General features: G+C 43.6%; 19 protein-coding genes. 10 read left to right on the forward strand and 9 right to left on the reverse strand.

All coding sequences use genetic code 11. The features are described from left to right. Positions 1–9: 9 nt before the first annotated feature. The 3 genes from ACHEVO_RS13090 to clpP form a co-directional block, all read right to left on the reverse strand. Positions 10–996 carry an SDR family NAD(P)-dependent oxidoreductase gene (locus ACHEVO_RS13090; protein WP_394125194.1) on the reverse strand — a complete coding sequence of 329 codons (987 nt, stop codon included), beginning with the start codon at positions 994–996 and terminating at the stop codon, positions 10–12. Positions 997–1,338: 342 nt separating this feature from the next. Then, positions 1,339–2,613: an ATP-dependent protease ATP-binding subunit ClpX gene (clpX, locus tag ACHEVO_RS13095; protein WP_057761822.1), complete on the reverse strand. Its 1,275-nt coding sequence runs from the start codon at positions 2,611–2,613 to the stop codon at positions 1,339–1,341. A 187-nt stretch (positions 2,614–2,800) separates the two neighbouring features. Then, positions 2,801–3,427: an ATP-dependent Clp endopeptidase proteolytic subunit ClpP gene (gene clpP, locus ACHEVO_RS13100; RefSeq protein ID WP_197411852.1), complete on the reverse strand. Its 627-nt coding sequence runs from the start codon at positions 3,425–3,427 to the stop codon at positions 2,801–2,803. Positions 3,428–4,351: 924 nt separating this feature from the next. Here clpP and ACHEVO_RS13105 point away from each other — a divergent pair. From ACHEVO_RS13105 to ACHEVO_RS13135, 7 genes are all read left to right on the forward strand, one after another. After that, positions 4,352–5,380, forward strand: a complete 1,029-nt coding sequence (locus ACHEVO_RS13105; protein ID WP_394125195.1) for an urease accessory protein UreD — start codon at positions 4,352–4,354, stop codon at positions 5,378–5,380. 118 nt (positions 5,381–5,498) lie between these two features. Further along, entirely contained in the window at positions 5,499–5,801 is a 303-nt protein-coding gene (gene ureA, locus ACHEVO_RS13110; RefSeq protein WP_201569572.1) for an urease subunit gamma, read from the forward strand. A 56-nt stretch (positions 5,802–5,857) separates the two neighbouring features. After that, positions 5,858–8,047, forward strand: a complete 2,190-nt coding sequence (gene ureC / locus ACHEVO_RS13115; protein WP_394125196.1) for an urease subunit alpha — start codon at positions 5,858–5,860, stop codon at positions 8,045–8,047. A 161-nt stretch (positions 8,048–8,208) separates the two neighbouring features. After that, positions 8,209–8,829, forward strand: a complete 621-nt coding sequence (gene ureE / locus ACHEVO_RS13120; RefSeq protein WP_394125197.1) for an urease accessory protein UreE — start codon at positions 8,209–8,211, stop codon at positions 8,827–8,829. Continuing rightward, complete coding sequence (locus ACHEVO_RS13125; protein ID WP_394125198.1) at positions 8,819–9,613, forward strand: urease accessory protein UreF; 795 nt, start codon at positions 8,819–8,821, stop codon at positions 9,611–9,613. The genes ureE and ACHEVO_RS13125 overlap by 11 nt, the downstream gene beginning before the upstream one ends. Before the next feature lie 57 nt (positions 9,614–9,670). Next, the gene (ureG, locus tag ACHEVO_RS13130; protein ID WP_394125199.1) at positions 9,671–10,360 is read left to right on the forward strand and encodes an urease accessory protein UreG; all 690 of its coding nucleotides are present in this window, start codon (positions 9,671–9,673) and stop codon (positions 10,358–10,360) included. A gap of 50 nt (positions 10,361–10,410) precedes the next feature. Continuing rightward, positions 10,411–11,163, forward strand: coding sequence for a HupE/UreJ family protein (locus tag ACHEVO_RS13135; protein WP_394125200.1), 753 nt, complete (start codon positions 10,411–10,413; stop codon positions 11,161–11,163). Positions 11,164–11,331: 168 nt separating this feature from the next. Here ACHEVO_RS13135 and tig read toward each other — a convergent pair whose 3' ends face one another. Together tig and rdgB are read right to left on the reverse strand one after the other, a co-directional pair. Further along, a complete protein-coding gene (gene tig / locus ACHEVO_RS13140; RefSeq protein ID WP_102091742.1) occupies positions 11,332–12,675 on the reverse strand; it encodes a trigger factor in 1,344 nt (447 codons plus the stop codon). Positions 12,676–13,209: 534 nt separating this feature from the next. Beyond that, positions 13,210–13,863, reverse strand: coding sequence for an RdgB/HAM1 family non-canonical purine NTP pyrophosphatase (rdgB, locus tag ACHEVO_RS13145; RefSeq protein WP_394125201.1), 654 nt, complete (start codon positions 13,861–13,863; stop codon positions 13,210–13,212). A gap of 552 nt (positions 13,864–14,415) precedes the next feature. Here rdgB and ACHEVO_RS13150 point away from each other — a divergent pair. Continuing rightward, positions 14,416–15,045, forward strand: coding sequence for a superoxide dismutase (locus ACHEVO_RS13150; RefSeq protein ID WP_394125202.1), 630 nt, complete (start codon positions 14,416–14,418; stop codon positions 15,043–15,045). Between the two features lie 136 nt (positions 15,046–15,181). Here the strand turns inward: ACHEVO_RS13150 and ACHEVO_RS13155 are convergent, their stop codons facing one another. The 4 genes from ACHEVO_RS13155 to ACHEVO_RS13170 form a co-directional block, all read right to left on the reverse strand. Further along, positions 15,182–15,922 (reverse strand): SDR family oxidoreductase, encoded by a 741-nt coding sequence (locus ACHEVO_RS13155; RefSeq protein ID WP_394125203.1) that lies wholly within the window; start codon positions 15,920–15,922, stop codon positions 15,182–15,184. A 292-nt stretch (positions 15,923–16,214) separates the two neighbouring features. Further along, positions 16,215–17,165, reverse strand: coding sequence for a P63C domain-containing protein (locus ACHEVO_RS13160; protein ID WP_394125204.1), 951 nt, complete (start codon positions 17,163–17,165; stop codon positions 16,215–16,217). Between the two features lie 125 nt (positions 17,166–17,290). Next, entirely contained in the window at positions 17,291–18,109 is an 819-nt protein-coding gene (locus ACHEVO_RS13165) for a DUF72 domain-containing protein (RefSeq protein ID WP_394125205.1), read from the reverse strand. A 70-nt stretch (positions 18,110–18,179) separates the two neighbouring features. Continuing rightward, the gene (locus tag ACHEVO_RS13170) at positions 18,180–19,256 is read right to left on the reverse strand and encodes a polyprenyl synthetase family protein (RefSeq protein WP_394125206.1); all 1,077 of its coding nucleotides are present in this window, start codon (positions 19,254–19,256) and stop codon (positions 18,180–18,182) included. Positions 19,257–20,136: 880 nt separating this feature from the next. Here ACHEVO_RS13170 and fadB point away from each other — a divergent pair. Further along, positions 20,137–22,296 (forward strand): fatty acid oxidation complex subunit alpha FadB, encoded by a 2,160-nt coding sequence (gene fadB / locus ACHEVO_RS13175; RefSeq protein WP_101205329.1) that lies wholly within the window; start codon positions 20,137–20,139, stop codon positions 22,294–22,296. A 230-nt stretch (positions 22,297–22,526) separates the two neighbouring features. Next, the gene (fadA, locus tag ACHEVO_RS13180; protein WP_057761795.1) at positions 22,527–23,699 is read left to right on the forward strand and encodes an acetyl-CoA C-acyltransferase FadA; all 1,173 of its coding nucleotides are present in this window, start codon (positions 22,527–22,529) and stop codon (positions 23,697–23,699) included. The last annotated feature ends 165 nt before the right edge of the window (positions 23,700–23,864 follow it).

The raw sequence follows: 23,864 nt of genomic DNA on the forward strand, positions 1-23,864 counted from the left end.
GATAACATACTATTTAACGGTCTTTAGCTTTTTATGACGACGTGGTTTTAGTTTGCGGGACAGTTGATGGAAGTCGTTCAGCACTTGGCTATAATGTGAGGGAAATACACGTTGGATGGCATCAATCATCTTGGCATCGTTACCAATCAGGCAGCGTTGCTGATTAGTCGCTGCTGCCTGTAGGATAATCCAAGCCGCTTCATTGGCATCGAATTTTAAGAATTTATTAAAACTTCTGATGGCTTTGGGCCCAGTACTCATGCCAATATCATGGATACTCTCATTACCGCGCGCGCTATTGGCAATATTGGTTTTGATCCCGCCCGGATGGATACAAGTTGCTGATACCCCGCAGTTCTGGATGTTTAGCTCTTGGCGTAAGCTCTCTGTGAAGCCGCGTACGGCAAATTTGCTAGAGTTGTAGGCTGACTGTGATGGCTGAGCGGTCAAACCAAACAGACTTGAGATATTGACAATATGTCCATGCTCGCCAAACTGGCTCTGTTTCACGCTGTTTTTGATTAACGGTAAAAACGCCTTAGTACCGTAAACCACACCCCAAAAGTTAATGTTCATTACCCATTCAAGCTCACTAATACTACTGCCTTCGACGGTAGAGTAGAGTGCGACACCTGCATTGTTAAAGATGAAATTTACTTTGCCATGATCGCTCATCACACTATCAGCCCATGCTTCTACGGCTGTATTGTCTGACACATCGAGTACGGTCATAGTGACGTTGACATCATAATTGGCAAGTAACTGTTTGGTCGCTGCCAGCTGTTCAGGATTGATATCTGATAGTGCAACATGACAGCCCATTTTTGCTAAATGAATGGCCAGCTCACGCCCCATACCAGAGCCTGCGCCCGTAATAGCAGCGACATGGTTGCGATAGTAGGATGCAATGTCTGAGTCATCCAATGAAGTATGGTTAGAAGAAAACGGTAAATGTTGGCGCAATGAAGTCGCCATAGCGGTCACATGGTTGAGCATAATAAACAATCCTTTGTCTTATTAATCATATGAGTTGTACGGACTATATATAGTGGTATATAGAAATAAAGTATAAAGGTCAAAACAGTCTATCTACATTAGCATGGTTTGTGCTGATGTCTGCTAGCGATTGATAAACGCTGCTGTCATTTCAGAGCAGGTGTAATGGAAATCGCCAATTTTCAGTAGGCAAGTTATCTAGTATCAAGTTATCTAACAGGCAAGCTATCCAACAGACAAATTGGTTAAATAATAGGCATAAAAAAAGCGCCTTAGCTTATTCAGCAAGGCGCTTTTTGAGTAGTCCGTTAATGATAACGGACTATTTATATCAGTTATAAATTAAGCAATTTTAGGCACTTTACCTTCATTGATAACGTCCGCATCAACCATTACAGTTTTAGCATTTTCCATAGAAGGTAGCTCATACATAGTCTCAAGCAGGGCGTTTTCTACGATAGAACGTAGACCACGAGCACCTGTCTTGCGCTCCATTGCTTTTTTGGCGATGGCATCTAGGGCTTCTTGGGTAAAGCTAATCTCAGCACCTTCCATATCGAACAAGTACTTGTACTGTTTTACCAGTGCGTTCTTAGGTTCGGTCAGGATTTGTACTAGGGCCGCTTCATCTAGCTCTTGCAGTGCCGCAAGTACTGGCAGACGACCGATTAGCTCAGGAATCAGACCAAACTTGATCAAATCTTCTGGCTCGACTTCTTGTAGCAAGTCTGAGCTGCGACGGCTGTCATCTTTTGAGCTGACATCAGCGTTAAAGCCGATACCGCCTTTTTCGGTACGTTGCTGAATGACTTTATCAAGTCCAGCAAATGCACCACCAACGATGATTAGGATGTTGCTGGTATCAACTTGGATCAGCTCTTGCTGTGGGTGCTTACGACCACCGTGCGGCGGGATAGCAGCCACAGTACCTTCGATTAGCTTTAGCAATGCTTGCTGTACGCCTTCACCTGATACATCACGGGTAATAGATGGATTGTCGCCTTTTTTACTGATTTTGTCGATTTCATCAATATAGATGATACCTTGCTCAGCTTTGGCCACATCATAGTCAGAAGCTTGAAGTAGCTTTTGTACGATGTTTTCAACATCTTCACCAACATAACCAGCTTCAGTTAAGGTAGTGGCATCAGCCATCGCAAAAGGCACATCTAGCAGACGAGCCAAGGTTTGCGCAAGCAATGTCTTACCAGAACCAGTCGGACCGATTAGCAAGATATTACTCTTAGCCAATTCTACCATTGCATCGTCAGCGCCGATCTTGGCTTTTTTGCTGTCGTTGGCTAACGTCTGGCTAACTTTTAGGCGTTTATAATGGTTATAGACGGCAACAGCCAATGCTTTTTTGGCAGCGTCCTGACCGATGACGTATTCATCAAGCTTGGCACGCAGCTCTTTTGGCGTCGGTAGTTTTTTATTGACCCAAGAGGTATCTACTTCGCTATCGTCATCACCGTGCTCTGCGCTGTCTGCGATTAAGTCAGTACATAGCTCGATACATTCATTACAGATATTGGCATCGTCAGCAGCAATCAGTTGCTGTACATCGCTTTTGGCTTTACCGCAAAACGAACACTGCGGGGTATTATCTTCTGCCATAAAAGGCGCTCCTAAAATTTAAAACTGGTTAGTTTATTTGTAGTATGTCAATTATCGTATTCATTCAATGGTCATATCTTTCAATAGGTCAGGTATGACATTGATAACGGTTTACTGTACGGCAAATAAACTATAAAAGGTCTTATGATTGCACTCTCAATGAAGAGGCATCACGTTAATGCTTAGATTACAAAGATTCAGGACGACGCTCTAATACTTCGTCAACCAAACCATACTCTTTGGCTTCTTGTGCATCTAACCAATAATCACGCTCAACGTCTTTTTCGATTTTTTCTACTGGCTGACCAGTGCGCTCAGCTAAGATACTATTTAGACGTGCACGAGTTTTAAGGATTTCACGAGCATTAATTTCGATATCAGTTGCTTGGCCCTGCGCGCCGCCTGATGGCTGGTGAATCATGACACGAGCATTAGCAAGTGAATAGCGCTTGCCTTTTTGACCAGCGGCCAATAGGAATGAACCCATGCTGTAAGCACCGCCCATACAGATAGTAGATACTTCAGGTTTGATGAAGTTCATGGTATCAAAAATAGCCAAGCCAGCGCTTACTGAACCACCTGGTGAGTTGATATACAAATGGATATCTTTGTCAGGGTTCTCAGCTTCTAAGAATAGTAACTGGGCAACGATGAGGTTAGCCATGTTGTCTTCGACCTGACCGGTCAAAAAGATAACGCGCTCACGTAATAGACGTGAAAAGATATCAAACGAGCGTTCACCGCGTGAGGACTGTTCAACCACCATAGGTACTAAAGCCGCTTGTGTGGTCTGTACTTCTTTGTGCGCACTCATCAGCATATCAAAATGCGGGTTGGCAGTGATGCGATCATAATCTGTCATAGAAAAGTCCTATCGATAAATGTATAAAATAAAAATGGATTGAATGATTTTATTGTCTAGTAGTTTTTGACTAATGGGTTGTTTATAAGGGGGCTGCGCTCACTATTCAAGCCTATAAAACGGGTTTGTGCATAAAATAGCTGAAAAAGTGACTCTCCGATATGTCTAGGACTCATTGCTTATATTGAAACTTATACTAAAAATACGTCTAGAAGTAGATAAATACTATCTTATCTATTATCAAGTCGTACAGATATTGATAGTACCTGTATCGACAGTTTCTATATCGATACAAATAGCGTAAATCATGTCTAACCTGACTTTTTAACATAGAATACCTGATTAATAGCCCTACAATCCACCTATCTTACTGACTAAGCCTGCAAATAGTTATGCGTTTAGTATTTTTGCTTATCTACTGTCCTCAGAGGATATTGCGCTAACAATAACGCTAAAAAACGCACTATTATGGACAAAATGTACTGTTTTGGTGCAAAGATCTGCTAATTTTATAAATAATTAAGGCTCAAAAAACGTTTAGAAAATAGCTGGAAATATATGATTGTTTTTATCGTCTAATCCAAAAAAGAAAAAGCGCAGACAAATCAAAGTTTTGAGCCGGTAAGGTTGTCTATTTGATTATCTGCTATCAAGGGTTGGCACAGTGCTTGTATCAATAAAAACATTGACGCTTTGATTTATCATGGTGCGCTAGGCACGATAAATGGTGTAGGCTGTATCCCTCCGTTATTATTCTGATATTACTGTCGCTAATGAACTGTAGTTAACGATTGGTAATAGAGTCTTAACACATAGCAAATGATAGCTGTCATACAAAATACTGAAACATATTTAATTGGTAAATGAGTATATAAAATGAGTTGGGCCTCTTCTTTAGCATTAAGCTTTGACACTGTTAGCAGTACAAGTACGGCCAAAGAAGGTACGGCTGATAACTCAAAAACGCGACTTTATCATCGTAAGCATACAGGTGCCTTGATGGTACAGCGTGCTCTGTATCCTGAGCCAAGCGTACAGCAGGGTATTTGTCACATACTGATATTGTACCCGCCAGCTGGTATCGCAGGTGGCGATACGCTGACTATAGACCTAAATTTGGATAGTGGTAGCCATGCTGTTATCACCACACCAGGGGCAGGTAAGTGGTACGGCAAAGACAGTGTTAGCCAAAAACATAAAGCTCCGTTGGGCAGCGACGATGCTCACCAAAATATGGGGCAAAATGAAATAGCTGCCTATGCGAGCCAACATGTAAAGGCCAACCTCGCGGCAGAGACCCGTTTAGAATGGCTACCGCAAGAGAGTATCATTTATAACGAAGCCAATATGCATGCAGCGAGCCGCTTCGATTTGACGGATTCATCTAGTCTACTGACATGGGAGATTAGCGTATTTGGACGGCAAGCTTACGACGAGCAGTTTTTGCAAGGGCGTTATCATACTGGATTGAATATTTATCGAGAAGGTAAAGTAATCGTTGCTGAGCGAGTGGCGCAGGCAGCACAAAATCGCTGGTTTACCTCAAATTTAGGATTAGCGAACCAGCATATTTATGGATCGTTTTGGGCAGTCCCAAGCTTAAGCGACGTCCATGACAATCTTGCACTCTCCGCGTCACAAACCACGCAATCGACCGAAACGGCCCAAGCAACTATCAAACAGTCATTAACCCGCTATCTAGACAATACCGTAGCAGCATTGCGCCAAGTCATTATTCAAGCACAGCTGCCTGTCTACTGCACTCATAATTGCCAAGCGATCAATATCCGCTATATTGGCTCAGATGTACGTGGTTGTTTTGAAGCGTTTTATCAGCTGAGAGAAGTCTTGCGAGATCATTGGTGGCAACTTGAACCTTGTCGTCCACGTATTTGGGACACCTAATACGGCCACCTTAAATAATGAAATTAAGATATATTGCGACTGTTTTTAATCGATATCTAATGCTTTGAAAACCTCTAATCTGCTATAAATATAATGATAAGTACAACAAGGAATCGTCATGCACCTGACCCCAACAGAAAAAGACAAGCTCATGCTATTTACGGCTGGTATGGTGGCTGAGCGTCGCAAAAATCGCGGTGTTAAGCTTAACTATCCCGAAGCCATCGCTTATATCAGTATGCTATTGATGGAAGGCGCACGAGATGGCAAAAGAGTTGCCGAGCTGATGAGTGAGGGTGCTACGTATTTGTCTGCTAATGATGTCATGGAAGGTGTCGCAGAGATGGTAGATGAAGTACAAATCGAGGCGACCTTTCCCGATGGCACCAAACTGGTCACGGTACATAATCCCATCGTGTAACGCTGTATACCATTGTTATAGCACTGAAATGCTCACTATAAAATAAGGCGGCTACCATGCAAGCAGGCGAATACCATATCCAAGATGGCGATATTATCTTAAACCAAGGGCGACAGGTGCAGACGATCAGTGTCAGTAATACTGGTGATAGACCTATCCAAATCGGCTCGCATTATCACTTTTATGAAGTTAATGATGCCTTGAGCTTTGAGAGAGAGCAGACTCGGGGTTTTCGTCTCAATATTATCTCTGGCACCGCCGTACGTTTTGAGCCGGGCCAATCGCGGGAAGTCGAATTGGTAGCATACGCTGGTAAGCAAGATGTATATGGTTTTGCTGGGCGTGTCATGGGCGCCGCTCATCCCGACGAAGCATCAGAGAGCGCCACTGATAAAAAGGCAACTGCTACTTCGCAAAAACGAGTCAGTCGTCGCATTTATGCTGAGCATTTTGGCCCTACCACAGGTGACAAAGTCCGTCTTGCCGATACCGAGCTTTGGCTACAGGTTGAAGCGGATTTAACCAGTCATAAAGATACAGCTGTTGACCAAGCGGATACGTCGCAAAGTGGTGAAAGCAGCAGCAAGCCTATTGAAATTAAAGGTGAAGAAGTTAAATTTGGCGGTGGTAAAGTCATCCGTGATGGTATGGGTCAAGGACAATTGCTGGGTGCAGAAGTTGCCGATACAGTTATTACCAATGCATTGGTCGTTGACTATACAGGCATCTATAAAGCGGATATTGGTATCAAAGATGGTCGTATCAGTGCCATCGGCAAAGCGGGCAATCCTGATATCCAGCCTGCTATTGATATTCCTATTGGCGGTGCTACCGAAATCATCTCTGGCGAAGGCAAAATCCTCACAGCAGGTGGCGTCGATAGTCATATTCATTTTATCGCGCCTCAGCAGTGTGAGACAGCGCTTATGTCAGGGGTAACGACGATGCTGGGCGGCGGCACAGGGCCAGCTCAAGGTACGCTTGCCACTACCTGTACACCAGGGGCGTATCATATTGCCTCAATGCTAAAATCTACCGACAGTATCCCTATGAATATTGGGCTGCTAGGTAAAGGCAATGTAAGTGTACCAGAACCCATTGCTGAACAAATCGAAGCAGGTGCCGTGGGGCTAAAGCTACATGAAGATTGGGGTACAACCCCGCAAGCCATCGATAACTGCTTGAGTGTCGCTGACGACTATGATGTGCAAGTGGCTATTCATACCGATACTTTAAATGAAAGTGGCTATCTCGAAAGTACGCTCGCTGCTTTTAAAGACCGCTGTATCCATACTTTTCATACTGAAGGGGCAGGCGGTGGCCATGCGCCCGATATTCTAAAGGCTATTGGCGAGTCGCATGTTTTGCCATCATCTACCAACCCAACGCGCCCATACACCGTCAATACCATTGATGAGCATCTCGATATGCTGATGGTTTGTCATCATCTGAGCCCTGCTATCGCTGAAGACGTGGCCTTTGCTGAAAGCCGTATTCGTCAAGAAACCATCGCCGCAGAAGATATCTTGCATGACTTAGGTGCGATTTCGATGATGAGTAGTGATTCACAAGCGATGGGACGAGTGGGTGAAGTAGTCATCCGTACATGGCAAACCGCGCACAAAATGAAAGTTCAACGTGGCCATCTTGCACCAGATGCAACAGCGACCATTGAAGATGAGCAACAGTTCATCACTTTGACAGACTATGACCAAAGCACGGACAACGATAACTTTCGTATCAAGCGCTATATCGCAAAATATACAATAAACCCTGCGATTACTCACGGTATTAGCGATATGGTCGGATCAATTGAAGTGGGTAAATGGGCAGATATGGTGCTATGGTCGCCCAAGTTTTTTGGGGTAAAACCTGAGTGCATTATAAAAGGCGGGCTTATCGCTGCGGTACCGATGGGCGATATCAACGCCTCTATTCCTACCCCTCAGCCTGTGCATTATCGTCCTATGTTTGCTACTTATCCAAAATCGATTGCTCAAACCAGCATTACCTTTATGTCGCAAGCGGCTATCGATAAACAAGTGGATAAACAGCTTGGATTGACCAAAGTCATTCAGCCAGTACGCGGTATCCGTAAAATTCGTAAAAACGATATGCGCTTTAACAGCTACTGCCCAGATATGGACATCAATCCTGAGACTTATGAAGTACGTGCCGATGGTAAGACACTGACCTGCGAGCCAGCTGATGTATTACCCATGGCACAGCGTTACTTTTTATTTTAGAGCTTATGATGCACGTTTATAGGAGCTCTAGGACAGTGAGCCATAAACCATGTATGCCAATAGTCAGTTGGTTTCTTGAGTGAGATCGTGTCTGTATTCCCAACATTTTTACCATCAATACTATTGACAATAGTTTGAGCAACAACAGCCAGAGAACAATAATGAAAATATTTAGTACCCGTTTAAGTACGCTTAGCGATACTCAAAAAGCGCAATTGGCAGAACAGTATCAAGCCGATGATTACCTGCTATTAGACTTTGATACTCGTCAGCATTCCCGCTTTAGAGCCATTACTGTTTCAGGTGAGGCAGTTGGTGTTGACCTACCTCGTACAGGCGTCTTAAAAGGAGATGACGTGCTTATCAATGCAGCTGGAGAGTTGATGCAAGTTATCGCCAAGCCACAAGCCGTGACTAAGGTGACTGCTGCTAATGACTTTTTACTAATGAAAGGCGCTTATCATTTGGGCAACCGTCATGTGCCATTAATGTTTGACCACAGTTTTGATCAGGGTGATGCAGGCTATGCGCTATATTTTGAAAATGATCATGTACTTGCACAAATGTTAGAAAACCTCGGTCTACATATCGAGTCTACCTCAGTGCCATTTGAGCCTGAGACAGGCGCTTATCAAACGGGCCAAGGGCATGCGCATGGCCACTCTCACTCACATGCACATTCGCATAGTGACTCTCATAGTCATAAGGAAAGTCATGACCATAGCCATGATGAAAGCCATAGCCATCATGATGCGCCTGTAGGTCGTTCAAATGATGGTTGATACCAGTGCTCAGTCTACTGATTCAGTCCAACTTGGACAGCTACTGATGCTGGCATCGAGCAATTTGCCGATTGGTAGCTATACCTATTCCCAAGGTGTGGAGTCAGCGATTGAGTCAGGGGTTGTATCTGATGAAGCCAGTACGCTTACATTTATGCAAGACTATCTATCGCTTGCAGTGGTTGGCTACGAGCTGCCAGTGTTAGGGCTGATAATGTGTGCGCTCAGCCAAGGTCATGAAGCACTAGCGGCAAATCTAGCACACGATTATCACGCTGGCCTCGAGAGTAAAGAGTTTGTACTGGAGTCGCAGCAGTTGGCACAAGCGATGGTATCTTGGCTCAACGAAGTATTGAGTCTTGGCATACCGGCCGAAATACCTGAAGATGGATTTTTGCCGCTATTTGCTCATGTTGCTCAGCATTGGCAACTGCCACTAGCGCAGTCGATGACTACTTATGGATTTGCGCAATTAGAGAACATGGTGCTCGCCGCTGTCAAGACAGTGCCGCTAGGACAAATGGCAGGTCAGCGTATTCTGTGGCAATTGCAAAGCGATCTGGGTGCTCAGGTCGAAGCTCTAAGCGATGATGTACAACAGGCTTTTGATGCCTTAGTTATGTCGACAAACACGGCTAATACTTTAGGTAATAGTGAAGAGTCGGACTGTCAGCAGCTATGCCAAGACCTCTATGAATCGCTTAATATCTCTAATAACTTGCCCAATTTGGCTATCCTCTCGAGTATGCATGAGGAGCAATACAGTCGGTTGTTCCGCTCATAACTGTACCTTTATTTCTATTTATGATTATTAATATACAAACTGTTTTAGGAAATTAATATGTCTCTAACTCCGCTTAAATCAAAAAATTCTCACGCTGCATCAGACGTACAAACTGATAGTGATAGCCAGAAACCGTCTTCTACTTTATCGTGCTTACGCCTTGGTATTGGTGGGCCAGTTGGTAGTGGTAAGACTGCTTTGACGTTAAGGCTATGCCAAAACCTGCGTGATACGGTCAATATGGCAGTCGTGACCAATGACATCTATACCAAAGAAGATTCAGAGTTTTTGACCCGCAATGATGCCATGCCTGCTGAGCGTATCCGCGGTGTAGAGACGGGCGGCTGTCCACATACAGCTATCCGCGAAGATGCGTCTATTAATCTGACTGCGATTGCTGAGCTACAAGCGACTTTTGAAGGTTTAGAGTTGATTATCATTGAGTCAGGTGGCGACAATCTAGCCGCGACGTTTAGCCCAGAGTTGTCTGATTTGACCTTGTACGTCATTGATGTTTCTGCAGGCGATAAGATACCTCGTAAGGGTGGCCCAGGCATTACCAAATCTGATTTGTTGATTATTAATAAGACTGACCTTGCACCAATGGTTGGTGCTTCGCTGGAAGTGATGGAACGCGATGCCAAAAAAATGCGTGGCGACAAACCTTTTGTATTTAGCAATATGAAAACAGGTGATGGGCTAGACGAGATTATCGCCTTTATTAAAGAACATGGCATGCTTGCCTAAAGAACAGCTGAGCTTTTACTATTAAAATATAAAAAATAAGGAAAAACTGCATGACACAGTTTACAAAAGGTCTTCACATCGAAAACTCTCGCTTTTCACAAGTGCTCTCAGCTCGTCATATCGTGTCTGGTTCGGCTGTGATGATGACATCACTAATGCTACCGTCATTGGCGCAGGCGCATTCAGAACATATTCACTCGACTACCGCGCAAACGCCATCATTTTTAGGTACGTTACAAGCAGGACTGATGCATCCAGTGACTGGCTTTGATCATCTGTTCTTGGCAGTAGGCATGGGCATGTTGTTTTATGGACTACAAAAGCAGCGCTTAGGCATGATGTCGTTGACAGCTGGGTTGTCGTTAGGCGCGATATTGGGCACGGCTGGCGTGCTGATTGGTGGTATCGCATTTGCTGCATCATCTGGGCTAATTGAAGTGGCGATATCACTGTCGGTAGTTGTATTGGCTATAATCTTAATGAGCCAAAAAAGTAGACAAGAAGCGTTCTCTGCGCAGACTCATACAGCACGCACGCCAAGTATTCAGCAGTTATCATTGTTTGGCTTTGGTGGTCTGGCGGTTTTTCATGGCATGGCACACGCGATGGAAGTACCAGCGAATGTCGGTGTAGGCGGTCAGCTAGGTTTTTATGCAGGGATGATGGTCACGATGCTAGCGCTATATGCAGTTGGTACGCTGGTTAGTCAGCAGTTGCAGCAACGCTTTAGCGATAGCCTGTGGTTACAGCGCGGGCTAGTACTGCTAGGATTGAGCGCCATATTTGCGCCTGTGTTGGTGTAAAGCGCGCTTTATAGTACAAGTACGATGCTTGTAAGTTAGATAGTTGTGGCTGATTTTATCTAGCTATCGAACGCCATAAAAAATGCGCCCCCGATCAAAAGGTCGGGGGCGCATTTTAGTTTTGATAACCGACTACAGCATATCTAAAAAGACAGCTTGTCGTATCAACTACATTGCTTGCTGCTGTTGTTGCTGAGCGGCTAGCAAGTCTTGATAGCTAACTTCTTTGTCAGTTACTTTACCTTGAGCGATCAAGTAATCTACTACTTGGTCTTCTAGTACAACAGACTCAATGTTAGCGCGCTGCTGCTTGTCATTGGTGTAGTACTCGATAACTTCTGCTGGATCTTCGTAGTTTTCAGCGGCTTCTTTGATGAAGGTTTCAACACGCTCTTGATCTACTTCTAAGCCTTTAGTGTCGATAACACGGGCAACGATGATGCCAAGACGGGCAGCACGTAGCGCTTGCTCTTCAAATAGCTCATTTGGTAGCATGTCTTTATCGAAGCTATCAGCATTCGCACCGAACTGCTGAGAAAAACGTTGCATCATCATGTTGCGTTGACGCTCGATTTCTTGCTCTAGCATCGCGTTTGGTACATCAAACTCGTTCTTTTCTAGCAATGCGTCAAAAGTCGCTTGCTTAACTTGGCTACGCGCAGCGTTTTTGATTTCGCGTTCCATGTTTTTGCGTACGTCTTCTTTCAACTTCTCAACGCCGCCTTCTTTCACGCCGAATAGCTCAAGGAACTCTTCGTTAATTTCAGGTAGCTTAGATTTTTCAACCAATTTTACGTTGATTTTGAACTGAGCTTCTTTACCAGCTAGGTTCTCAGCTTGGTAATCTTCTGGGAAAGTTACGTCGATAGTTTTTTCTTCGCCAGCTTTCATGCCTTTGATACCAGCTTCAAAACCTGGAATCATTTGGTTGCTACCGATAACTAGTTTGAAGTCTTCAGCAGAGCCGCCTTCGAATTTTTCGCCGTCGATAGAGCCTTCAAAGTCAAAAGTCACTTGGTTGTCTTTTGCAGCCATGCCCTTTTTCTCAACGAATTCTTCACGTTGCTTTTGTAGGTTTTCAATCATAGTGTCAACGTCTTCTTCACTCACTTGTGCAGTGTGACGCTCAACTTCGATCTCATCGATACCTTGTACATCTACTTCTGGGAAGATTTCAACAGTGGCTTGATATACCAAGAAATCGTCTTCAAGTTTTACGTCGTCGATGTTAGGCATGCCAACAGCGCGGATGTCTTCAGATTTGATCGCTTCAAACACAGTATCACGGATCACATCGTTGATAACTTCTTGTTGAATGCCAGCACCGTACTGAGAGCGGATGTGTGACATAGGGACGTTACCTTTACGGAAACCGTCAATCTTGGCAGTTTTCGCAACTTGGCGAATACGGCCTTCAACTTTGTTTTGAATTTTTTCAACGGGCACTTTAACCGTTAGCTGGGTTTCTTTATTAGATAGCTTGTTGGTTGTGACTTGTAAATCTGTAGCCATGTTAATTACACCTTTAGGATTAAGTAGTACGTTTGATTAATGAAATAGTACTTAGGGTTAAATTGTAATAGACAGACCGCGCCTCAAATTACGGGCATGTACGACGGGCTGCCGTTGAAATAAATAGGGGATAGCGATAGCGCACAACATCAAATTCAGTGCCAGTAGCAATCGCCGCTGATACTAAAAGGTGAACCTGCTGAGGTTGTCCATGCTATCAAATATCGATAATAAACCGTTAATGCACCGCATAATAACGCTTTTTGGTGAATTATACAGCCAAATAACGGATTTCAACAAAATTTTAAAAGTAGAACAGTATAATCTATCTGTTTATTAAAGTAAAAATTATCTCTTTGATGGCATGTTTCCTTATGTTGCTTGCTCTTATATGGCTTGATTTTATATAAAGATTTGACCATATTCATAATCAATAAATAAGATAACGGATAAAAAACAGCGATAAGGTTGTAAACGTATTATGAGTATCAAGTGCACTTGTAGATAGTTATAAATAGAACAACTATAAAGTATTTATAAAGGTAGCTGCGCCAATAACTGCTGGATTGCCTGACCACGATGGCTGATGCTGTTTTTATCAGTAGCGCTCAGACTAGCTGCACTGGCTTGCAAGTTAGGTAACCAAAATAATGGATCATAGCCAAAGCCACCATCACCATGCGCTGTCTCTGAAATCTCGCCATGCCATAATCCTTGGGCGACAATCGGTAGCGGATCATCAGCATGACGCACCATTGCCAGTACGCAAACGAACATACCTTTGATCGGAGTATCTGGATTTGCTGCGCGGATAGGCTGCAAGTCGGCGATGAGCTTGGCGTTATTTTTACTATCGTTGCCGTGCTCACCAGCGTAGCGAGCAGAGTAGATACCTGGCGCATTACCTAGTGCAGGCACGCACAGTCCCGAATCATCAGCGATAGCAGGCAGTCCACTGATACGGCTCGCATGACGGGCTTTGATAATGGCGTTTTCCACAAAGCTTAGACCATCCTCGATGGCATCTTCGATATCGAGCTGACCTTGCGGGACAATCGTTACGTCCAAGTTCGCTTCGGCAAATAGCCGTTTAAGCTCAGCCAATTTGCCTTTATTGTTGCTAGCCAGTACCCATTGGTTGCTAGATGTCGGATGGGTAGCAGTTAACGAGGTATCAGTGGTGCTCATAGAGTCAGTCCGTTATATAAAAATGATGAAAAATTATTATTCGCGTGGGCTTTATTTATCTTCTGCAGTGCTAATCGGTAAATTGTTTGACGATTGAAGTAGTTATGCTAATAATGATAACGCATGAGTTTGGAGTGAATGTAGTTACCGCGTAATAAATAACCAATCGCTATACAGATTGTACGGGCTATAACATTTGGTAACTGATATTATTGGTCACTGTTGCTATAATAGATACCAAGCTACAGTGAATTATATCTTATAGCTTGTGAATATTAAGTTAATAAAAGTCTATAAAGTCAGAGACTTGGCTTTTTGGCGAAGAATAATAGCAATAAGTAACCGCTAGGTTAATTTTGGATTCATAATGATACGTGATATTGTATTGAGCAGTACCGTGTATCAAGCGATAAAGTTCATTTCAAACAATAAACTCAGCCAATTTAGTCCGCTATTTTATAGTGTTTTTTGCGGTGTAAAAATAGCGTAAAATTCAGTTTCTATAAGCAAGTTTTTATAAACTAACGGCTAAACAGCAAGGATAAAATAATTATGTCAAACATTACTTTACCAGACCTACCATATGCAAAAGACGCACTAGAGCCACATATCAGTGCCGAAACGCTAGAGTATCATCATGACAAGCATCATGCTGCTTATGTAAACAAGCTAAAAGACATGTTGTCAGGTTCTGGTCTAGAAGACAAAACATTGCCAGAAATCATCGTAGCGACTGCTAAAGATGACAGCAAGCAAGGTATGTTCAACCAAGCAGCTCAAGTATGGAACCACACGTTCTACTGGAACTGCATGACGCCAACGAACGGCGGCGGCGAACCTACTGGCGATCTAAAAGCAAAAATCGAAGAAGATTTCGGTAGCTACGACAAATTCCGTGAAGAGTTCAAAAACGCAGCATTGACTCAGTTTGGTTCAGGTTGGGCATGGCTAGTTGCTGATAAAGTCGGTGGCAAATTGTCAATCGCCAAAACGGCTAATGCTGACACCCCACTTGCACATGACCAAGTAGCTGTATTGACTTGTGATGTATGGGAACACGCGTACTATGTAGATTACCGTAACCGTCGTCCTGACTATGTTGACACGTTCCTAGACAAACTAGTGAACTGGGACTACGCAAACGCAAAATACAAAGGTCAAGATGCTGGCGTTGAAGAGTAATCTTTAACGACTAAGTATTTGATTGAAAAAAGGACACCGCGAGGTGTCCTTTTTTTATGTGATAACTTTCTATAATAGCTTTCTATTTTGATATCTGATTAAAACATATTTCTGATAGAGCATCGCCATTACGCTATTAGGCAATACCGCCGTTTGCGCCGATATTTTGTCCAGTAACCCAAGCCGCTTCTTCACTGACCAAAAATGCTACCACATGAGCAATATCGACTGGTTCACCGATACGATTAAACGGTGACATACTGGCAAGTCTCTCTACCGTTTCATCTGCTTTACCTTGATGAAATAGCTCAGTGTCAGTAGGGCCGGGAGATACTGCATTGACCGTGATATTGCGCTCGCCAATTTCTTTGGCAAATATACGGGTTAGCTGATCGACCGCGCCTTTGGTCGCACAGTAGGTGCCGTAATTAGGTAGTAGCATACGAGTGGTCGTACTTGAGAGGTTTACAACGCGGCCACCGTCATTGAGTTTAGTCGCAGCTTCACGCAACGTATTGAACGTGCCTTTTACATTGATAGCAAATATACGGTCAAAGTCTTCATCGGTGGTCTCGGCAATGGGTTTATTAATCATTATACCTGCGCTATTGACCAAAATATCTGGCTTACCAAACGCGCTGATAGTGGCATCAAACATTGCTTCGACTTGCTTGGGATTGCTGACATCAGCTTGAACGGCGATTGCTTCACCGCCTGCGGATTTAATCTGGTTGACGATATCATTGGCTGCTACGTCATCATTTGCATAATTAATGACGGTTTTAGCCCCTGATTCTGCAAGTGATAAGGCTATCTGTGCGCCAATACCCTTTGATGAACCGGTTACAATCGCGACTTTATTATTTAGTGTTGTCATCGATACTTTCTCCAATAGTATAAGTGAATATCAGTACGCTTATATTGCGTTTTGACTGATGTCTCTTGATTCATAGGATTATAAGTTACCAGTGTGCAAAACGAATAAGTAGAGCGATTCTGTATGCTTGTTTTGGATAAATTTATCTATTGTGTCTATGCGGATGTAAAGCATAGAGTTTAAGAGGTTAGCGTTGAAAGGGAGTTTTTAGCTATTTAGGGTTTGGATAAGAAAAGGACACGGTGAGGTGTCCTTTTTATTATGTTCGAAAGCTTCAATTCAAATTATATTTCTATAAAAGATCCATTTGATCACCAGATTGTGGAAAGCGCTTTTTAAACATTCTTTTAAATTCGGTAATTGTGTCAGAAATTTTTAATAAAGTTAAAACTTCTCTCATTTGGAGTCTAAGCTTTTCTACACCATACTCTTCTGTCATATGTTGATGAAATCTATTTTTCCTATTTCCTTTGTCATCTATCTTTGGGTTTAACTTATCTAATTCTTCTAAAACTGCCCCGTTTTCAAGAGGCTCGTAAACATATGACCTAGTAAATTTTGCAAAATGCTGTGGCTTATTAATGACTATAGCTCCAGACTTCCTTGTGGCAGTACTCTGACTACCGTATATTCGGTTTAATTCTCTATAAAACTCATCAGGAAATTCTTTCTGCCATTCTCTTTTTTCTTCTTCTAAATACTGCTGAACAAGTAAGCGCAGTGCATCTGGGCTACGTTCAGTTTGGTATCCCGTAGCCTCGTCAATTAATGCTACGACACCAATTTTGGCAAAAGCATTTAATATTGCTACTGATTGATAGTAAAGATCTTTTTGAGTCGAAGTAAGTTTTCCCGCATCATGTGCGCGCTTAATTGCTTTACAAACTTCTACAAGTACATCAGCTTCATAGGCATGGTTTGGATCTGACCTCAAATAATTCAAAAGTATAGGATTTTCAATAGAGTTTTGTAGTCTGTCATCTATTTCAGATCCTAACCCTTTACGACCTATAGTCCGCATAAATGAATTACCACCATCAGATTTTAAACCAATAGCTTTAGCCATTCCTTTTTTGTTAAACACTCTTCTACCATCTTCAAGTACATAACACTCAAGGTCTATACCACCTATATGCATAACACCTTTGTGTGTTGCATTTACTGTTATAGGAACTTTATTTTTAGCTGTAGACAACACAACACTATCTTTTATTGGTTCAATTACATTGATGTTTTTAGACATTTATCAGTTCCTTTGATGAATTAGCCTATCTATCAGATAAGTTTTCTACAGTTATAACGTCGTAGGCTAGCATGAAGCATAAGCTACGTTGTAAACATTTTCCAAGTTGATTCTTTATTTGCTTTTTATAGCACCTCAAACCCAAACTTACCCAACGTTTCTCGCAGCATCGCAATATTATAGTAAGCGTGTGCATTGACAGTGTTTTGAAAGAAGATATAGAGCGTATCAAAGTGCTGACGCTGATTGGCAATCGCTTGCGCCCAGTCCTGCATCTCAGCTTCACTATAGCGATAGTCATGACGATCAGCCGCGCTCATCGCATCCCACCAGCCTGTATTATTGCCATGCATACGTAGGTAGCCAGTGCGTTCAGTGAATATCAACCGTGACGGCGGTAATCCGCCTACCTTGGGATAATCGACGCTACACCAAATGAGACCTTGCTGCTGGAAACTATCGACCACTTGCGGTGTGTGCCAGCCGTTATGACGAAACTCAATGGTGAGTGGGTAGTCTTGAAACCAACTGACGAGGTTTGCTAAATAGAGACGATGCTCACGAGTACGATCAAAGCCGTGTGGGAACTGAAGTAATAATGGCGCTAAAGCATTTGCTTCGATAAGTGGAGATAAGGCATTTAGAAATGCTTGTGCGTGCTCAGCAGTGCCTTTGCGAGCGTGGGTAAAGTCTTGATGCAGTTTGACGGCGAACTTCAACTGACTGTCCGCCTGTGCATAAGCTTTATCAACCATCCCAGCAAAGGCTTTTTGTCCGATGGGCGCATAAAAGGTGCTGTTGATTTCGACTGCGCCATATTGTTTGGCGTATTCACGTAAGAAGTCGGTTTTTTTGGTACCGGTGGGATACAGCGTACCGAGCAAATCGGTATCGCTATAGCCACCAGTGCCGAGGTAAATGCGCGGGGTAGGGGAACTGTCCATGTTGACCACTCACTGCCGTTTTGGGTAATAAAATTTATTACGATATATTTATCACCGCTTATGTGAAAAGCTACTTTTTACGTGACCAGAGCCATTCAATCAATGCCAGTAGCGCATCATTATCTGTACCAACGCCATCGATGCTAGCACCAAGCTCACGACTATGTAGTTCATTAGAAATGGCTGCGCGTCCGTCGTTAAATAGCGATTGCGCATAGCTGGTCGCGTCATCGACACCCATCAGTTTTACGTAGGTAGATTTGTCTAGTTTTTCATCGCTACCCGCAGGCTTGCCAAGGGTGTCGGTCGTCATCGTGACGTCTAGCACATCGTCTTGGACTTGAAAGGCTAGACCGATATATTGGGCGCACTCTTGTAGTGCCATGCGCTGTGGGGCCGTTGCACCAGCACAGACGCCGCCCATGAGCATCGCCGCTTCAATCAGCGCGCCTGTTTTGTCGCGGTGAATGGCTTCTAAATCATCCTGCGCAATACTGGCACTGGCTTCGGCATTGAGGTCTAGCATTTGACCCGATACCATGCGTCTGGCGCGCGGCGCAAATATTGCCATGAGCTGACTTGCGATATTTGCATCGAATGGCGCAAAGGTTGGCATCTCTGCAGTTAATACTTCAAACGCTAGTGTCTGCAATACATCTCCTGCCAGCAGAGCCGTCGCTTCATCAAAGGCGATATGCGCAGTCGGCTGACCACGGCGCAGCTCATCATCGTCCATACATGGCAAGTCATCATGTACCAGTGAGTAGGTATGCAGTAGCTCTACTGCTAATGCAGCACGGCGCGACATATCATAGTCTGAGTCGTTTTCTAGTAGCGCGTCCAGATCAGTATCGAGAGTATCGATATCATCATTAGGCTCATCTGTACGTTCATTATTACTGCTATTAATACTGGCAAAAGCGCTGGCAACCATCAGTGGACGTACCAGTTTTCCTTGTCCAGTCATGACATAGCGGCAAGCATCTACTAGCGGGCTAGGGAGCTTGGCATAAGCGAACAACACCTCGATATCTTGCGCCAATTGCTCGCGCACAGCACCATGAAACTGCTCAGTGCTTTGAAAAGAAACAAAGTCAAAAGGGATAACGCCAGTAGAGGTAGTGCTAGAAGTAAGGGAAACAGTCATAATCCAACCATTTATCAGGGATACAATAAAACTTATTAGGGATAAGATAAAAACGCTATTAGTGTAGCATGATAGGTCATATCGCTTATGTGACACACGGTATCAATTGATTATTTTTTGCATTTTTCTACCGAAGTCTATTCGAAAGTAGAGCAATCTTAGCTGCAATATAACGACAAGATTTCGTTACCGATGGATGATGTCACTCTCTGGTTGAATATGTTCTGATAAAAGAGCAAGCTAGGCTGGCACGTTCATCTAATTATCGTAGAAAAATGGTACTGAATGCTGACACTGAATAGTTAGCACTGACCAAGTAGCATCGATCAATTGGCACTTATTAGATAGCACCAACGGACTATCGTTCCAAAGATGGCATTCGTTGAGCCAACAACACGAAACAAATCTAAATTAATAATTCAGTATACATTTATTCACTAAAACACTTTTATCGTAAGGTAAATGCCTGCAAGTGATTTAAGAGTGACTTGCGAGTATGGTATTAGCTTGTGACAGTTAGGGGCATAATCCCCTACACTAATTGACGTGAAAATGGTCTGATGGTGACCCTACTGGGATTTTTCTCAGGATGTTCAATCGTCGATACCGAGTGTTAGACCAAGTCTCAGTCAATATTTTGAACATCAGTACCTGCAACAGCAGTATATAAATGAAGCGTCATATGATGTCATGCAAGAGACGCAAAATACGTGCATCATGATGAACGCTGGATAATAAAGACATCTTCACTTGTGAGCTGGTTATATGTTTGTCTTTATAACATGACAAGCGCACAGTGCTATTACCCATTTTACTAACAGTAACTGGCTATTTATTTTAATTCAAAACGTAGCTTTCGTTATATAGAAAGGAGTTTCAAATGGTATACCAAGGAAATCGCATCACGGTGACAATGCTAGAGGATGGCATCGCCAATATGCAGTACAACGCCGAAAATGAGAGCGTGAACAAATTTGATGCCGAAACCAATAAGCAGTTTGGTGAAGCAGTTAGTGCGTTAGAAAAAGCCGACAACGTAAAAGGTCTTATCGTTACTTCAGCCAAAGGCGTGTTTATCGCTGGTGCTGACATCACAGAATTCGTCGGTTCTTTCAAAAAATCAGAAAGCGAGATCAAAGATTGGGTCGTTCATGTTAATGACGCTTTCAATCGTTTTGAAGACCTACCATTCCCGAAAGTTGCGGCTATCAATGGCGCGGCGATGGGCGGCGGTTGTGAAATGACTTTGGTTTGTGAATACCGTGTCATGAGTGACAAAGCGATCATCGGTTTGCCAGAAACTCAGCTAGGTATCTTCCCAGGTTTCGGCGGTACAGTTCGTAGTACGCGTATCATCGGTATCGATAACGCGCTTGAGCTGATCGCGACTGGTAGCCCAAAGAAAGCATTGGCAGCATTGAAGCTGGGCTTGGTTGATGCGACTGTACCTGCTGACGACTTACAAGATGCAGCGATTGACCTAGTCAAAAAATGTATCTCAGGTGAGCTTGATTGGAAAGCAAAACGTGAAGAGAAACTGGCTCCAGTTAAGCTAAACCAGCTTGAGCAAGCGATGGCGTTCAACAGTGCCAAAGGTGCTATTTTCGCTAAAGCCAATCCTAAGCAATACCCAGCACCAGCAATCGCTATCGAAACGATTGAAAAGCACGTTAATTTATCACGTGACAAAGCGATCGAAGTAGAAGCTGCTGGTTTTGCAAAAGCCGCTAAGACGCCACAAGCAGAGAGCTTGGTTGGTCTATTCTTAAACGATCAGCTAGTCAAAAAACTGGCCAAAAAACACAGCAAGCAAGCACACGACATCAGCGAAGCCGCTGTACTAGGCGCTGGTATCATGGGTGGCGGTATCGCTTATCAAGCAGCCAGCAAAGGCTTGCCAATCATCATGAAAGACATCAAGTCTGAGCAATTAGACCTTGGTATGGGCGAAGCGAGCAAACTGCTTGGTAAAATGGTAGAACGCGGCAAGATGACTCCAGCAAAAATGGGTGAAACCTTAAGCCGTATCCGTCCTACTTTGAACTATGGTGATTTTGCTGAGACTGATATCGTTATCGAAGCCGTTGTAGAAAATCCAAACGTGAAGCGTGCGGTACTAAAAGAAGTAGAAGGTCTAGTAAAAGACGACTGCATCCTAGCCTCAAACACCTCGACTATCTCTATTACGTTCCTAGCAGAAGCGCTTGAGCGTCCAGAAAACTTCGTTGGTATGCATTTCTTCAACCCAGTACATCGTATGCCATTGGTAGAAGTTATCCGCGGTGAGAAATCATCTGAAGAAGCCATCGCGACTACTGTTGCCCTTGCTTCTAAAATGGGTAAAGTGCCAGTAGTTGTGAATGACTGCCCAGGTTTCTTGGTAAACCGTGTATTGTTCCCATACTTTGGTGCGTTTGACTTGCTACTGAAGCAAGGTGCTGACTTTGCTCATGTCGATAAAGTTATGGAAAAATTCGGTTGGCCAATGGGCCCTGCATACCTAATCGACGTGGTTGGTCTAGATACTGGTGTACATGGCGCAGCAGTGATGGCTGATGGTTTCCCTGATCGCATGAAGCCTGATTATAAAGGTGCTATCCAGCATCTATATGACAATGAGCGTCTAGGTCAGAAAAACGGCATCGGTTTCTATAAATATGAAATGGACAAGCGCGGCAAGCCAAAGAAAGTTGCTGATGAAGCCACTTACGAGTTGCTAAAAGCCACAACTGACAGTGAAAAGCAAACGTTTGACGATCAAGCAATCATTGATCGCACTATGATTGCCTTCTGCAACGAAACCGTTCGCTGCCTAGAAGATAACATCGTAAGCACACCAAGCGAGGCCGACATGGCGATGATCATGGGCGTAGGTTTCCCTCCATTCCGTGGTGGCCCTTGCCGTTATGTCGACCAAATGGGTCTAGATAACTACTTGGCATTATGTGAAAAATACGCACATCTTGGCAAAGCTTATGAAGCGCCACAAAAGATTCGCGACATGGCAGCCGCAGGCGAGACTTTTTACGCAACAGCGTAATAGTCAGTCATTACTAGGATGAAGTGCAGTACGTTTGCTATTTTGCATGAAAGCAATTGAGACATGAATAGTCTCCAATAGCGAACGTACGATTATAGTTGGTTTAGTTTAATGCTAGTACGAGTAAATCAAGCGCAAATGTACCTACTGTACTTTGAGCGGGGTTAACAAGGTAATAGTCGTAAATTGGACTGACTACACTGACAATAAAAATTGAAAAGGAATATGGTATGACAACTTTAAGTCCAAAAGATGTGGTCATCGTAGATGGCGTACGCTCGGCAATGGGCAAAACCAAAAACGGTATGTTCCGTCATGTACGTGCTGATAGCATGTCAGCGGAACTAGTACGTGCGCTAGTAGAACGTAATGACTTTGATACCAATGATATCGAAGACATTATCTGGGGTTGTGTCAATCAGACGCTAGAGCAAGGCTTGAACATCGGTCGTAACATCGGTTTGCTAGCTGGTATCCCAAAGACTGCTGGTGGCCAAACGGTTAACCGTCTATGTGGTTCTTCTATGCAGGCACTACATACTGCCGCTGCACAAATCATGACCAACCAAGGTGATGTATTCATCATCGGTGGTGTTGAGCACATGGGTCACGTCGGCATGATGCACGGTGTTGATTTGAACCCTGCTGCTTCTAAGCATTATGCAAAAGCGTCAAACATGATGGGCTTGACTGCTGAAATGCTAGGTCGTATGAACAATATCACACGTGAAGAGCAAGACGCGTTTGGTCTTGAGTCACATCGCCGTGCATGGGCTGCAACTACTGAAGGTCGTTTCGACAATGAAATCATCGGTATCGAAGGTCATGATGCTGCTGGTCGTCTGCAACTATGTACGGTTGATGAAGTGATTCGTCCAGATGCAACGATGGAACAAATGCAAAAGCTACGTCCAGCGTTTGATCCAAAAGGCGGTACAGTAACAGCGGCAACCTCATCTGCATTATCTGACGGTGCGTCAGCAATGCTAGTAATGAGCGCACAAAAAGCCAAAGATCTAGGTCTAAAGCCACGTGCTCGTATCCGTAGTATGGCTGTTGCTGGTTGTGACGCTGCTATCATGGGCTATGGTCCTGTACCTGCTACCCAAAAAGCATTGAAGCGTGCTGGCATGAGCATCGATGACATGCAAACCATCGAGCTAAACGAAGCGTTTGCTGCTCAAGGTCTATCAGTATTGAAAGGTCTAAACCTATCTGACAAGCAAGACATCGTCAACATCAATGGTGGCGCGATTGCTCTGGGTCATCCACTAGGGTGTTCAGGCGCTCGTATCACGGTTACCTTGCTAAACGCAATGGAGCAGTCGGATACTGAAATCGGTCTAGCAACGATGTGTATCGGTCTTGGCCAAGGTATTGCTACTATTATTGAGCGTGTTTAGTCTTATTTATATAAACAAGATTATTTGAACACTTAATAAGTAGCTACTCGCTAACGGAAAACCTCTAGTCATAACGGCTAGAGGTTTTTTTATGGGTTAAATTAATAGTTAGCCAGTTAGTAAATCACAGAGTTGAAAAACACAGTATTACGGCGATTAAAAATT

This window comes from Psychrobacter nivimaris (assembly GCF_043419765.1).
GTDB lineage: Bacteria > Pseudomonadota > Gammaproteobacteria > Pseudomonadales > Moraxellaceae > Psychrobacter.

Bases quoted from the DNA above. Each gene is read 5' to 3' on its own strand.
- ACHEVO_RS13090 (WP_394125194.1), bottom strand. From the start codon at position 996: ATGCTCAACCATGTGACCGCTATGGCGACTTCATTGCGCCAACATTTA.
- clpX (WP_057761822.1), bottom strand. From the start codon at position 2,613: ATGGCAGAAGATAATACCCCGCAGTGTTCGTTTTGCGGTAAAGCCAAA.
- clpP (WP_197411852.1), bottom strand. From the start codon at position 3,427: ATGAGTGCGCACAAAGAAGTACAGACCACACAAGCGGCTTTAGTACCT.
- ACHEVO_RS13105 (WP_394125195.1), top strand. From the start codon at position 4,352: ATGAGTTGGGCCTCTTCTTTAGCATTAAGCTTTGACACTGTTAGCAGT.
- ureA (WP_201569572.1), top strand. From the start codon at position 5,499: ATGCACCTGACCCCAACAGAAAAAGACAAGCTCATGCTATTTACGGCT.
- ureC (WP_394125196.1), top strand. From the start codon at position 5,858: ATGCAAGCAGGCGAATACCATATCCAAGATGGCGATATTATCTTAAAC.
- ureE (WP_394125197.1), top strand. From the start codon at position 8,209: ATGAAAATATTTAGTACCCGTTTAAGTACGCTTAGCGATACTCAAAAA.
- ACHEVO_RS13125 (WP_394125198.1), top strand. From the start codon at position 8,819: ATGATGGTTGATACCAGTGCTCAGTCTACTGATTCAGTCCAACTTGGA.
- ureG (WP_394125199.1), top strand. From the start codon at position 9,671: ATGTCTCTAACTCCGCTTAAATCAAAAAATTCTCACGCTGCATCAGAC.
- ACHEVO_RS13135 (WP_394125200.1), top strand. From the start codon at position 10,411: ATGACACAGTTTACAAAAGGTCTTCACATCGAAAACTCTCGCTTTTCA.
- tig (WP_102091742.1), bottom strand. From the start codon at position 12,675: ATGGCTACAGATTTACAAGTCACAACCAACAAGCTATCTAATAAAGAA.
- rdgB (WP_394125201.1), bottom strand. From the start codon at position 13,863: ATGAGCACCACTGATACCTCGTTAACTGCTACCCATCCGACATCTAGC.
- ACHEVO_RS13150 (WP_394125202.1), top strand. From the start codon at position 14,416: ATGTCAAACATTACTTTACCAGACCTACCATATGCAAAAGACGCACTA.
- ACHEVO_RS13155 (WP_394125203.1), bottom strand. From the start codon at position 15,922: ATGACAACACTAAATAATAAAGTCGCGATTGTAACCGGTTCATCAAAG.
- ACHEVO_RS13160 (WP_394125204.1), bottom strand. From the start codon at position 17,165: ATGTCTAAAAACATCAATGTAATTGAACCAATAAAAGATAGTGTTGTG.
- ACHEVO_RS13165 (WP_394125205.1), bottom strand. From the start codon at position 18,109: ATGGACAGTTCCCCTACCCCGCGCATTTACCTCGGCACTGGTGGCTAT.
- ACHEVO_RS13170 (WP_394125206.1), bottom strand. From the start codon at position 19,256: ATGACTGTTTCCCTTACTTCTAGCACTACCTCTACTGGCGTTATCCCT.
- fadB (WP_101205329.1), top strand. From the start codon at position 20,137: ATGGTATACCAAGGAAATCGCATCACGGTGACAATGCTAGAGGATGGC.
- fadA (WP_057761795.1), top strand. From the start codon at position 22,527: ATGACAACTTTAAGTCCAAAAGATGTGGTCATCGTAGATGGCGTACGC.